This is a genomic window from Paraburkholderia sp. Ac-20342 (genome assembly GCF_017104985.1).
Classification (GTDB): domain Bacteria; phylum Pseudomonadota; class Gammaproteobacteria; order Burkholderiales; family Burkholderiaceae; genus Paraburkholderia.
This window is the reverse complement of record NZ_JAAGPQ010000075.1, coordinates 1-12,476: the sequence shown is the minus strand read 5'-3', so window position 1 is coordinate 12,476 and position 12,476 is coordinate 1. Positions and strand designations below refer to the sequence as shown.

General features: G+C 59.7%; 11 protein-coding genes and 3 pseudogenes. 2 read left to right on the top strand and 12 right to left on the bottom strand.

Annotated elements, in window-relative coordinates; translation table 11 throughout:
• Positions 1-81: 81 nt before the first annotated feature.
• The 4 genes from G3N58_RS25175 to G3N58_RS25160 are packed head-to-tail and all read right to left on the bottom strand — an operon-like array spanning position 82 to position 4,422.
• The gene (locus G3N58_RS25175; RefSeq protein ID WP_346778300.1) at positions 82-1,296 is read right to left on the bottom strand and encodes a porin; all 1,215 of its coding nucleotides are present in this window, start codon (positions 1,294-1,296) and stop codon (positions 82-84) included.
• A 19-nt stretch (positions 1,297-1,315) separates the two neighbouring features.
• Complete coding sequence (locus tag G3N58_RS25170; protein WP_205989584.1) at positions 1,316-2,704, bottom strand: MFS transporter; 1,389 nt, start codon at positions 2,702-2,704, stop codon at positions 1,316-1,318.
• 57 nt (positions 2,705-2,761) lie between these two features.
• Positions 2,762-3,088: a hypothetical protein gene (locus G3N58_RS25165; RefSeq protein WP_167038659.1), complete on the bottom strand. Its 327-nt coding sequence runs from the start codon at positions 3,086-3,088 to the stop codon at positions 2,762-2,764.
• Entirely contained in the window at positions 3,085-4,422 is a 1,338-nt protein-coding gene (locus G3N58_RS25160) for an acyclic terpene utilization AtuA family protein (protein ID WP_167038661.1), read from the bottom strand. Before G3N58_RS25160 ends, G3N58_RS25165 begins: the two co-directional genes overlap by 4 nt.
• Positions 4,423-4,626: 204 nt before the next feature.
• Between G3N58_RS25160 and G3N58_RS25155 the strand changes: the two genes are divergently transcribed.
• Positions 4,627-5,523: an amidohydrolase family protein gene (locus tag G3N58_RS25155; RefSeq protein WP_345889915.1), complete on the top strand. Its 897-nt coding sequence runs from the start codon at positions 4,627-4,629 to the stop codon at positions 5,521-5,523.
• Positions 5,524-5,708: 185 nt separating this feature from the next.
• The gene (locus tag G3N58_RS25150) at positions 5,709-6,587 is read left to right on the top strand and encodes an IclR family transcriptional regulator (protein ID WP_167284727.1); all 879 of its coding nucleotides are present in this window, start codon (positions 5,709-5,711) and stop codon (positions 6,585-6,587) included.
• Between the two features lie 24 nt (positions 6,588-6,611).
• On the opposite strand, the gene G3N58_RS25145 is transcribed toward G3N58_RS25150, so the two are convergent.
• The 8 genes and pseudogenes from G3N58_RS25145 to G3N58_RS25115 form a co-directional block, all read right to left on the bottom strand.
• Positions 6,612-6,929 carry a hypothetical protein gene (locus G3N58_RS25145; RefSeq protein WP_167038665.1) on the bottom strand — a complete coding sequence of 106 codons (318 nt, stop codon included), beginning with the start codon at positions 6,927-6,929 and terminating at the stop codon, positions 6,612-6,614.
• A 196-nt stretch (positions 6,930-7,125) separates the two neighbouring features.
• On the bottom strand, positions 7,126-7,905 hold the full coding sequence (locus tag G3N58_RS25140) for an SDR family oxidoreductase (RefSeq protein ID WP_206000479.1): 780 nt from the start codon (positions 7,903-7,905) through the stop codon (positions 7,126-7,128).
• Between the two features lie 71 nt (positions 7,906-7,976).
• A complete protein-coding gene (locus G3N58_RS25135) occupies positions 7,977-8,333 on the bottom strand; it encodes a nuclear transport factor 2 family protein (RefSeq protein ID WP_167039967.1) in 357 nt (118 codons plus the stop codon).
• Positions 8,334-8,361: 28 nt separating this feature from the next.
• Positions 8,362-8,823, bottom strand: a complete 462-nt coding sequence (locus tag G3N58_RS25130; protein ID WP_240162885.1) for a 2,4'-dihydroxyacetophenone dioxygenase family protein — start codon at positions 8,821-8,823, stop codon at positions 8,362-8,364.
• 399 nt (positions 8,824-9,222) lie between these two features.
• A pseudogene (alaE, locus tag G3N58_RS34275) lies at positions 9,223-9,630 on the bottom strand (L-alanine exporter AlaE); the annotation flags it as partial.
• Positions 9,631-9,635: 5 nt separating this feature from the next.
• Positions 9,636-10,402, bottom strand: a pseudogene (locus tag G3N58_RS34270) (IS5 family transposase).
• Positions 10,379-10,567 (bottom strand): annotated as a pseudogene (locus tag G3N58_RS25120) (transposase); the annotation flags it as partial. The pseudogenes G3N58_RS34270 and G3N58_RS25120, both read right to left, overlap by 24 nt.
• A gap of 547 nt (positions 10,568-11,114) precedes the next feature.
• Positions 11,115-12,325, bottom strand: a protein-coding gene (locus G3N58_RS25115; RefSeq protein WP_206000477.1) for an IS3 family transposase whose coding sequence is annotated in 2 segments (ribosomal slippage) — positions 11,115-12,010 and positions 12,010-12,325 — 1,212 coding nt in all. Because the reading frame shifts where the segments join, the coding sequence is not laid out codon by codon here.
• Between the last annotated feature and the right edge of the window lie 151 nt (positions 12,326-12,476).

The following is a 12,476-nucleotide window of genomic DNA, read 5'->3' as shown; positions in this document are numbered from 1 at the left end:
TTCCTCCAAACTAGCTGCGCTTGCGTAAAACAGAAATGCTGTGCTTCGCGAACGAGAAGCCGCGTACGCACGCATATCCGGTCAGAATCGGTGAATCATCCCAAGCACGCCTTCAAACAGCGAGTTGTAGCCGTTAAAAGACTGGGTAAATCCGCTGGTCGACGCCAGCTTCGTCCACTGGCCGCTCAGGTGGTTGTAGTTGAATCCGGTATAAAGGTCCGTCCGCTTGGAGACGTGATAGAACAGAATGGGGCCGGTGGTAATTCTCGCGCCCTCGCCTGCCGCGTGATGCAAGATATCGACGTAGACCGCATCGCGAATTTCCCATGCCGGGCTGAACCGGTACGCTGCGCCCAGCGACATCGAATCGTTCCGGTAATCCGCCGGATAAACATGGCTGTAAATATATTGCGCGTACAGTGCGGCGTTGCTGAGCGTCCAGGTCGCGCCGGCCATGAAAATCTTTTGCGAGCTTTGTGGAATGGCAATGCCGAAATACGTGTTCCCGTACCCGCTATTCGCCGGTACTTCGCCGCCGATGTCGTTGACGATCTGGTACGCGACGCCCACGCTGAGCGCGCCGTTGTCATAGCCGACACTCACCGCCGGCGACGAATTGCGATGGATGTCACCGGCCACGCCGCCAAACGTGTAAGCCCCGTTCAGCCTGAATCCGTGAAAGTTGTCCGAGCTGTACTGCACGGTGTTGTCGAGCCGCGCGCCGCCCATCAGCCCGGCCGCCTGGAACCCCCAGGTCGCCGCATAGTTGGCGAATGCGAATGTGTCGTGCGACGCACCCATTAAATAGGCGAGCAGATATTGCCTGCCGAACGTCAGCGTGCCCCAGCCCGTTTTCGACAGTCCGACAAAGGCTTGCCGCCCGAATATGCGGGTTTGCCCGCTCGGCGTGGGAAACGCCATGGCGCCCGTATTCGCAATGAAGCCCGACTCCAGCGTGAAGATGGCCTTCGTCCCGGCGCCCAGATCTTCGACGCCGCGCAATCCCCAGCGGCTCCCCAAAATCGCACCGCCCGTACCCATCGTGATGTTGTGACCACCGGACGGCGTCTGATGGTTGTCGTACCGGATCGCTTCGTCAATCAACCCGTAAAGCGTGACCGACGACTGGCTCCACGCGCTCGAAGCATAAAGACTCAATGCCACTGCCCCGATCATGTAACGTATTTTCATGGCAACGCCCTGCCTCCGATGATCTGTTCCGCTACGGTGGTTCATGCCATCTTTTAAGTTCGCATGACTAAATAATCTATACTCTGAACCCCACCGAATCCGCACTGCCGTCGCTCTTTAGCGCTCAGTGACTGACATTGACCGCGCCTTGCTGATCCTGTGCCCCGAAGCTCGCGCCATCGCCCACTGTCTCCTCCAGGCGCAATCCGCTCGTCTCGATTTTCAGTAGCCAGACCATCACCGCCAACAGCAACTGGATGCCCACCACCGACCCGACCACCATGTTCACGCCGCCCACCGTGAAGAGCCAGAGCACGAAGAACTGGCACAGCGCGCTGGCCGCGCGGCCAGCCGTGCCGCAAATGCCGCTGCCACGCAGCCGGTACGGCGTTGCGAACAGCTCCGGCACGTAGGCGCCCTGGCCGACCGCCACCAGAACGTAGATTCCCGCAACGAGACAAAAACCGGCGAACAGCAGCGCCGTGCTCGACGTCGTGTGCTGGTAGGCCAGCCCGATGACGGCCGTTGCGAGCGCCGCGCCAATGATCGCCGGGCGCCGGCCCAACCGGTCCGCAACGAATATGCCGATAATCGTGCCGGCCGGCGCGCCGAGCGACATGACCGTGCTATAGGTCAGCGACTTCACGATATTGAAACCCTGGTGCACGAAAAACGACGGCAGCCAGTTGATCAGCCCGTAGATGCTGTATCCGATCGTCACCATGATCAGTGAGCCGACAATCGTGCGCCACACCACCGGCGTCCTGAAGAGCACGCCGAGCGGCACGGCCTCGGGCTGCACGGGATCTTCGCGCAGGTAGTCGGGCAGAGCATGCTTGCGGGCAACGGAAGATTCGATCGCCTCCAGCACCGCCTGCGCTTCGTCGAAGCGCCCCTGGCTGACGAGCCAGCGCGGCGACTCGGGCATTTTCTTGCGCATCAACCAGACGATGCCGGCGGCCACCCCGGTGACCGCGAACATGTAGCGCCAGCCGAAAGCCGGAATGATCCACAGGCTGGCCAGTGACGCGACAAACACCGCTGAATTCGCAAAAAGGGAAAGCGCGGCCAGCAGCCGGCCGCGATAGCGGGGCGGCACGAACTCAGAGAGCATGCCGTACGAGACGACGATCTCGGCCCCCATGCCAATTCCCATGATGAACCGTAGCGCGATGAGCCAGTACATGCTCGGCGCGAAGGTCGCAGCAATCGACGCGCCACCGAAAATGAGCAGATTGAGCTGATACGAAAAGCGCCGGCCAAAGCGGTCGCCGAGCACACCCGCGCACCACGCGCCCACCGTCAGGCCGGCGAAGGTGAGTGTCGTAAACCAGGCATTCAACTCCAGCGTCGACCAGCCGGATTTGAGCAGCGTGCCGGTGACGACACCGCCCAGATAAACGTCGAACGCATCGAGAAATAACCCGGTTCCGATCAGAAAAAACAGGCGCCAGTGAAAAGCGCTCAGCGGTAATCTGTCGAGCCGCGTCGCGGCATAAACCGTGTTCTGCATTTTTGTCTCCTGAATTTATTTTATGTATTCGGATAACCGTCCGTTCCCGCCGCAAAGTTAGAGATCGCTTACTTCGACTGGTAGCTCCAGCAGCAGGAAGCTGAACGATTTGCCATGAAAATCCAGATTCAGCGAAGCGTTCACGCCGCCCTCCAGCGCATCGTGGATCACGAAATTGAGACCCTGGAGCGCGGGGATCTCGAAACGCTCGACCGGGCCCCGGAATAGATCCGGCCAGGCTTTCGCGATGCGCTCCGCCGTCAAGGAAGCCTTGATATCTTCGTAATGCTTAGGGTCATAAGGCCAGACCGAGACACAGGACACATTGCCCTTGTCGCCGGTACGGGCCGACGCAATCTCACGGAGCGGGACCGTTCTTTTCATGACTGCAACACCTCCACCTTCGTCTCGATAGAATCGCGGCCGACATACACGGCCTGTGTCGTGACCGAAGCATTGACACTGCCCCGGTAACCGCCGCCGCCCGCTGGCCCCGCAACCCACAGGCTTTCGACTTCGGACAGAAGCGTCTGCGCCATGTCGCGGCTACCGGTACGCATCGCCGCCCGCAAACGCACGTCCTGCGTCTCGACCGGCCGGCGGATGGCGGTGGCGTGCAGCGCATTCACGCCGATCAGATCGAGGCGGATGCGTTCGTCGCAGCCGTGAACGTTGCGCATGCGCTCTTCGACGATTGCCGCTGCGAGTTGCGCGCGCTGCACCGCGCCAGGGCCGGCATAGCTGAACTCCGCCTCCGCCAGGAAGCCGCCGTCGAAGCCGACGATCGCCTTCAGCCGGTCGGGACGCGCGCGTCCTGTTGCACCGCTGACAGCGACCCGGTCGCCGCCGGTATCGTCGATGCGGACGTTGGAAAAGTCGGCGGTCACGTCAGGCGTGAGATACGCGCTCGGGTCATGCACCTCGTAAAGCAATTGTTCTTTCACGGTCAGGTCGGTGACGCATCCACCGGTCCGTTCCAGCTTCGTAATGACGGCGCTTCCGTCGGCATCGACCTCGGCAAGCGGAAAACCCACGTACGCGAGATTGGGCACGGTTTTATACGGCGGGTCGGCAAAGTAGCCGCCCGTGACCTGTGTGGTGCATTCGAGCAGATGGCCCACGGCCGTGCCCGCCCCGAGCGTCGCCCAGTCGTCGAGCTTCCAGCCGTAGCGATGCGCCAGCGGCGCGAGAAAGAGCGAGGGATCGGCGACGCGTCCGGTGATCACGAGGTGGGGTTCCGCGTCCAGCGCCGGAAGAATGGCTTCCGCGCCCAGATACGCGTTCGCGCCGACAAGGCGCAAGCCGGACTCGCCAACCGTCCTGCCGATCTCGGGCAAGAACGTCGCATCGGAAATGCGGGCAGTCACGTCGTCGCCCTCGACCACGGCCACGCGAATGCGCAGGCCCATCCTGCGAGCGGCCTCAATCGCGACGTGGGCTGCGGCCCGTGGATTCGCGACCCCCATGTTGGTGACGATCGTCGTGCCGTACGCCATGCAGGCGGGAAGCACCGCGTTCAGCCGCTTCTCCAGCAGCGGGTTGTAGCCACGGGCCGAGTCCTGCGCCCGCTGCAAATGCCCATAGGCCAGCGTGCGCTCCGCCAGGCACTCGAATATGAGGTAGTCCAGATTGCCGCGCTCGGCGAGATCGCGCGCCGGATCGATCCGGTCTCCGGCAAAGCCTGCCCCAGCGCCGATACGCACCACTTGTCCCGCCATGTCATGTCTCCTGTTTCGGCAAATTTTGTTCCGAAAATCAATATTCGTTCTTATTTCGGAACATTAAACCGCACGAGTTCAGGAACCGTCAACAAGTTTTGTTCCGAATTTTATATTGACGTCCGATATCGGAATGCCTAGCATGAAAACACAAGCTGGCGACCCGGCCACCGGCCACCGCCGTTCCGAAAACACCGAGCCTGTGTGAACCGGCCCTCCCGACCCAAGACCATGACCGTCAATCGAACGCCACCCCGTGCGAACCCACTCGGATTCCGTCGAGATATCCAACCGCCGTCCTTCGCGGTTCCGCCCGGTGCGTGCGACACCCACATGCACATCGTCGGACCATTCGGGCAGTACCCGTTGCGCGAAACGCGCTCGCTGCAACCGCCCGAGTCGACGCTGGGCGACTACCTCGGCATGAAGCGTGCAACCGGCATCGAACGAAACGTGATCGTCCAACCGAGCTTCTTCGCGAAAGACAACGCGTGCACGCTGGACTCGGCAGAGCAAATGGGCGAGCATGCCCGCGCGGTGGTCGTGGTCGAGCCGGACGTCGATGAAGATACGCTCGCCGCCATGCATGCGCGCGGCGCACGAGGCGTGCGGCTCCAGCGCGTCGTGGCGGGGGGAACGAGCGTGGATGAGATCGCTGAGATCGCCGCGAAAATCCAGCCGTTCGGCTGGCATGTCCAGCTTTTCATCGATTCTGAGGATATCGAAGCACTCATCCCCCTGTTGCGGCGGCTGCCCGTGCCGGTCGTGTTCGATCACATGGCGCATGTGTATCAGGGAAGTTCGATGACATCACCGGGCTTTCGCGGCCTTCACGATCTGCTCTCTGAAGGCAAGGCGTGGGTCAAGCTCTCGGCATGGCGTTTCTCGCCCGACGACGAACGCGCCCGCGCGCTCGTGTCCATCAATGCGCAACGGGTTTTGTGGGGCAGCGACTGGCCGCACGTCTCGTACGAAGAGGACGTTCCGGACGACGGGCAACTGTTGAACCGGCTCGCGCAGTGGGCGCAGGATCCGGCAACGCTTCATGGCATCCTCGTCGACAACCCCGCTCAGCTTTACTTCCAGGACCAGCAAGGCTGATCGCCGCATCACGGCCGACGCGGCCCGCACCTCCGCGCGACGCCGCGCGGAGGCCCACTCGAGCCCCGGCCTCCGGAAAATTGCTTCCGCTATAATGACCTGCCGGTGGCTGCGGTGAACGGGAGCCCGCCGCCCGGCGCGGAACACAGGTCAACGCAATTCCCGGATTCCGCCAAGACACGGTGATGAACAGATACAAGTCCGACGCGGAAGGCATAACTTCGCGCAAACAATACGAGACGACACGCTCGCCCGCCCGGGTGCTGCAGGTAATTTACGAACTGGCGATCAGCACGAACGGCTTGACGCTGGCCAGACTGGCCGCCCTGACGCACCTGCCGAAGACCAGCCTCCTCACGCTCCTCCGCTCGCTCGAGGCATCGAGCTACGTCATCAACGTATCGGGCATGTACCGTCTCGGCACGGAGACCTACGCGATCGCCGCGGCGATAACCGCCAAGGAACGCTTCCTGCCGACTGCGCGCCCTGCATTGCAGGCGCTCTTCGCGAATATCGGCGAAACGGTGCAGCTCGGCATTCTCGCCGAAGACGAAGAGCTTGCCGAAACCATCGAGATCATTGAAACGCGCAAGCCGGTGCGATTCTCCCTTCCGGTGGGACTGCGCCGTCCGCTTCACTCCACTTCGATAGGCAAGCTGCTGCTTGCCTATCAGCCTGTCGAATGGAGCCAGACCTATCTGAGGCGCAGCCCTCTGGAAGCATTTACGCCGCACACCATCATCGACGAAGAAGACCTGCTCGTGGAACTGGAGCGTATTCGCGAGCACGGGATCTCGATCTCGCATGAGAACATGTTCGAAGGCATGAGCGGAATTACGGCGCCAATCTGGAATGAAGTCGGGCACATGCTGGCCGGCGTCAGCGTCACAGGGCCGACTTATCGGCTTCGCCCACAGGAAGCACACATCCGCGAACTCACTCAACGCACGGGCGAAGACATATCCCGGAGGCTTGGCTACACCGGTCCATATCCTCGCAGGGAGACCAACGGGGCTAGCGGCGTCCTTGATGGCAAACCCACGTCGGAATCCGAGTTTCACTGAGGTTCATTTTGAACTGGAGGCGCATCAATCCGTTCGCGTCTTCATCGCGCTTCGCGTTGATTTCGAAGGCTCCGGTGCAAATAGGTACCGGTCGGCCGCGTCCGCCGCAAGGATGTGACACTCGATCGCGACTGTCGCCAGCGTGTTGCCGGTATAAAGAACGGCAAACGCGTCCTTGTGCCCAGCCGGCGGGTCGACGCGCAGATTCCGGTACTTTTCTTCTGGCGGGTCCCAATCCCCACCCGGATGCGCGAACAGGCGGACCAAGGGTTCACTGTTCGCATCCAGCAGCTCAAGTTCCAGGTCCCGGCCTCGGAATCCGCCCGACGACGCAGCACTCATGACGCAAGCACCGCCGCATAGGCCTAGGCTGCGTGAGAGACCGCTTCCGTTCGATCGCTCGGGGATGTCGACAGAAGCCGTCGAGCATCGTCGTCGACATCCCTTTCCGAACCTATCTTGCCAAGCATCGCTTCGATGGGTGTCAGTGTTGATTTGCACGGAATCCTGACCCACCGGGGTCAGGATTCCGTGCAAATCAACAGGTCATCCATTCGGCGTCGTCAGACGCGAGGAACACCGCCGCACGTGCCACGTCTTCGGCGGTTCCCACACGTGGCCACGGTGTGAGGTCATGGAGAAGCTTGTTGGTGTCTTCCTTCTCAAGGAAGGAACGAACCATCGCCGTTGCGAGGAAACCTGGGCAAATGGCATTGACGTTGATTCGCTCCGGCGCGAAATCGATTGCGAGCTCACGTGTCAAGTTGACCACCGCCCCCTTGGAGGCACAGTAAGCAGGCTCGAGTGCGAGTCCGACCAGGCCGCCAATGGACGCGATGTTCACGATACGGCCCCGCAGTTCGGCACCGGTCGAGCTTTTAATCGGCTCCTGCTTCATGAACTGCGTGATGGCATATTTACACCCCAGCCACACACCCTTGGCGTTGACGTTCATCGTGAAGTCGTACTGCTCTTCGGTTTCGTCGATGATGTTGTGCAAACCGGTGAACACGCCCGCGTTGTTCACCATGATGTCGAGCCTGCCAAACTTTTCTACCGCATCAGCGACGACGTTCTGCACGTCTACGGCCTTACTCGCATCTGCCGCGATGAACGTCGCTTTCCCTCCGTTCTGACTGATGAGCGCGTCGGTATCGACTTCGAGGTCTTTTTCGTAGCCACCCGGCAGCGCCTGTTTCTTCAGGTCGGAGCACACCACGTGAGCGCCCTCCCGCGCCAGGGCCACTGCAATCGCGCGACCGTTCCCGGAACTGGCGCCCGTAACGACCGCGGTGCGGCCTTCGAGTTTCCCTGCCATGCCTGTCTCCCAAGATGTTTTACCGGCATCGAACGCAGGCTTCGCGCTCGCCCATCGCAGCCTCTTTGCAGTCAGCCCGAAAATGCAGTGAACGTCTGGACCGCAATCTTCCCGTTCCTGACGTAAAGCGTGTCGGTCGCCAGTTCGATGAATGGCCTGGCTTCCCAGGCGAGGTAGGCGATTTCACCCTCCGTACTCTTGCTGGTGACCTTGAATGCGTCCCAGAATGCTGGCTGGGCATCATCGAGAAATGCCTTAAAGAAGCCGCGGATTTCCGTAGTGCCGCGATAGGTCTTCTCAGGCGTGACGATGACGGAACCGTCGTCGTAGTCCTTCAGGAGTTCGTCGAGACCCTGCGCGAATGCACCGAGATGGTGGTCGAAAATCTGGCTGGTTGCTGCGGCAGCCGGAACGGTGGTGACGGACATGTTGACCTCTGCGTTGAGTGCAAATTTTCTAGTCGATGTAGGCACGCTGGGCTTCGTCCCACGTCACAACGACGATGGGAGTCCCATCTTCCTTGATGAATTCGAGGGGCCCGAGGAACGTCATGTAGAACTCGGAATCGACAGGGAAATACGTCTTGTCGTGACGGGCGTTCGCCGATTCGTAGCCATACGCGGGTGCGACGACAGTGTCGCCACCCTGTTCGGCGCCACCGCGCACGTCCATCCGACCCCTGGTAAGGAAGTATTCTCCCGGCCCGACGTGAAAGTGTGCGTTGAACGAAGAGCCTGCAGGACAATCGAAGATTGCCGTCCATCCACCCATTTCCGGCGATGCGTGCAAGAATTTCCAGCGGATGCCGCCGACGGACAGTGCATCGGGAAACGGTCTCCAGGGAATATCGTCAAGTTGCACTGCTTCTTCGGGCACGTGTGGCTTGATTTTCAGTGCTGATTCGGTTGTCATTTGCATGACTGCCTCCTTAAGTCTGTTCGGGCCGATAGCCGGGGTGGGTTACGGTGTGACTCAAGAATATGTGGATGTTGCGTGGTGCAGTTGCACGGCAGCGCAAGACCCGTTGAACGGGAGTGCAGTCGAGCAACTCTGTGAGTTGCGAAAACCACCCAGGCATCGAAAGCGCCCGGTTCGCGTGGTGAAAGAAGCGCGGAGCTTCACGTTGTGCGCCGTATAACGACGCCGGGAGGCGTCAGAATTTCCGTGTCCAGGGCGAGGTTGAGATTCACACGGATGATCGAACAAATAAAAGTCCATTTGTGTTGCGACCTCGCAGAATCGGTTTCAGGCGCGAACCTCGTGATTGAGGCAGCGCCGGAATGTACTGCGCTCAAGCAGAAGCTATTACTTGAGGTCTTAGAGCGTGTCAGGTACTTTAAACAACCGCCGACATCCTCTTAGGAAAATGCCGTAGGGGCGACCGGAAAGACCAACGATGACAAGAATTGAACTGACTGCCGTAAGAATCTGCAAAAACCTGGCGCCATTCAATGCCAATATCAGTGAATAAAGAGGAATCTGGAACGTCAAATTGATGAAGGTATCCAGCAGGATTTCTTGTAGCGGCGTCTTTTCTGCACTACCTAGTCGCCTGAACACCCAGTCCCTATAAATTCCGTATGGCCTTCCAACTAACAACGAGACTGGTATGGCAGCAGCACGTATTTTGATGGTTTGCTCTATCGTGAGCCCCGTGATGACAATCTCAACGAAAGCACCTATGGCAATCGAAAAAATCACCATTGCAAATGTGTCGGCAAGATAGCGTCTCATGCTCCCCCTAGGGCGGGTTGAGCACTTTGCATAATCGGTCCAGTATGAACGAGCATGGGCATGGCGAAGACGACAAAGTGCAGGCCTGTCCAGGTTTCGGGCAAGCGTTCGTAGTCGCGTGCAGCCGCCTGAAGCGGTTGAGCCAGCCGAAGCTGCGTTCGACCACCCAGCCCAGCTGCGAAGCCACGGCACGAAACCCTTCTTCGCCTCGGGCAGCTTGATGACTTGCAACTCAATGCCTTCTTCACGTGCAGCCTGTGCAGCGGTGTTATCCGTATAACCCTGGTCAGCGAATGTAAGTTTTACCGTCTGTCCGGTTACGTGTTGGAGCTGACGCGCCAGCTCGGCTACCTGTGCGCGCTCTTGCTCGTTGGCCGGCGTAATGTGCGCTGCGAGCAGCAGGCCCAGTGTATCGACAGTCATATGGATCTTGCTTCCGCGCTTGCGTTTATGCCCGTCGTAACACGCGCGGACAGCTTTCGCATGTGGACTGCAGCGTACGTCCATCCAGGATAACCACGCTGGGTTGCTCCTGACGCTGTTGCACCACGCGCGGCGCCGAACGCAAGTCGTTGACCATTGTCTCAAAGCAACCCGCGTTCAACCAGCGTTGCGTTTGCTGATAGACCTGTTCCCAAGGCAGGAAGTTGGTCGGCAGCATTCTTCAGGACGCACCGGCTCGCGCCATCCAGCGCAATGCGTTGAACATCTCGCGCAATCCGTATCGCCGCTGCGGCACGTTCCCGGCTTCCAGTTCCTTCATCCGCGCGATCAGCGACACGTCCATGCCGCCGTACTTCGAGCGCCATTTGTAGAACGTCGCTGTGCTGATACCCAACTCCCGGCACAGCTCCGACACCGTCAGTCCAACATCTACGCGCTTGAGCGCGCCCATGATCTGGCTGTCCGTAAATCTCGACTTCTTCATTCTGTAGAACTCCCTCAACGGGAAAACTCTACTTCCGATCCCAGCGGTTCTTCGGGGGGATTACCACTACAGGTGTACTACATTGATTTTTACCACCATAGCCAGCCGCCGCATTTAAGACAGGAAAATGTACTGATGGCAAACCAGCCGTGACACACTACCTGCGAAGCGCATAAGCCACGCACCGATCACCCGGAACCAACACTTATTGTACGTATGCGTCACTTATGATAATACCAGGAAAGCAACGGCACCCTGTCAATCAATCATAAGATCTTCAGAATCACCGAATCTAACCGGGAATCTCAATAGCAAAGATCACCGTTAAGATGCTTCGGAGAGAACAAATTACCGTGTACGTACTTTTTTCCTCTTCCAGCCGGCCAATCCTATCTCCCGGATCGCAGAGACAACCAGGGCGTCGCCCCAAACCGTCATCAAGAGAAGAAGGCCGCCTGAAATTAAATTGTTGAGGTGACAACTAGCTTGAAAATTTCCGTAAGCCAGATTAGTCTGTGGAGTTGACCCTGCAATCCCGGACACAGCCTCACACTAAGGTTGCTGAATCCATCGAGCGCCGAAACTCGCGAGGCGAGCGGTATTTCAGCGCGCTATGGGGATGCTTCTCGTTGTAATGCTCGAACGCGATGGCCAGGTTGCGTGCAGCAGTCGCTGCATCCGGCTTCGGCATGAAGGCGACGTAGTCGCGTTTCATCGTCTTCACGAAGCTCTCGGCCATCCCGTTACTTTGCGGGCTGCACACCGGAGTGGTCAATGGCTTCAGGCCGATGGCCACTGCGAACCGACGCGTGTCGTCGGCCGTGTAGCCTGAACCGTTGTCGCTTAGCCACTCGATTTCGGACGGTGTATGCAGCTCGTTGCCAAACCGGTTTTCCACTGCAGCCAGCATCACGTCGCGCACGATGTCGCCGCTGTGACCCGCCGTCGTGGCCGCCCAACTCATCGCTTCACGGTCGCAGCAGTCCAGCGCGAACGTCACACGCAGCGGTTCGCCGTTGTCGCAGCGAAACTCGAAGCCGTCCGAGCACCAACGCTGATTGCTGCGCGCTACAGCCACCTTGCCGTCGTGCCGACGTTGCGGCCGGGGTGGAATCGGTCGGCGCTCCATCAGCAGCCCGTGCGTGCGCATGACGCGATAGACGCGTTTGGCATTGAACGGCACCAGCCCAGCCGCAATGCGTTCATTGCGCAACGTGCCCCAAACCCGTCGATAGCCGTAGCTGGGCAAATCGCCGACGACCCGGCGGATTGCCTCGACCACGGCCGCATCATCGGTTTGCCTCGATTGACGGCCATCGCGCCACGTCGCCGGACGCGACAGTCGTGCCGATACGTTCGAGCGCGACACGCCGAGAACTTCACAAACCAGCTTCACTGGTCGTCCTCCGGCAGCAAGGGCGAGTGCGCTATCCATTTTTTTGCACGGCCATACTCGACTGCTTCGCGGAGAATCTCGTTCTCCATGGTCTTCTTGCCGAGCATCCGTTGCAGCTCGCGAACCTGCTTGAGCGCATCAGCCAGTTCCGACGCCGGAACCACTTCCTCGCCAGCCTTGACCGCTGACAGGCTCCCGTCCTGGTACAGCTTGCGCCAGTGGAACAACTGGTTCGGGTTCACGCCGTGCTGGCGCGCGACCATCGAAACCGACTTCCCCGGCTCAAGGCTCTCCCGCACCATCGCCAACTTCTGCTCCGCCGTCCAGCGCCGCCGACGCTCCGGGCCCGTCAACACTTCCATCACTTCCTGCCTGGTATTAGTCAAAATCTATGGTCGCCCCCATTTTTGCAATGCTGGGTTCAACGATGTTTCGGGCTTGCTCAAATCTATTCGGCGTCTTCGTTGAGGTTTTTTCCTCAGCGCCACGATGAGAGTCGCGCCTGACGATCCT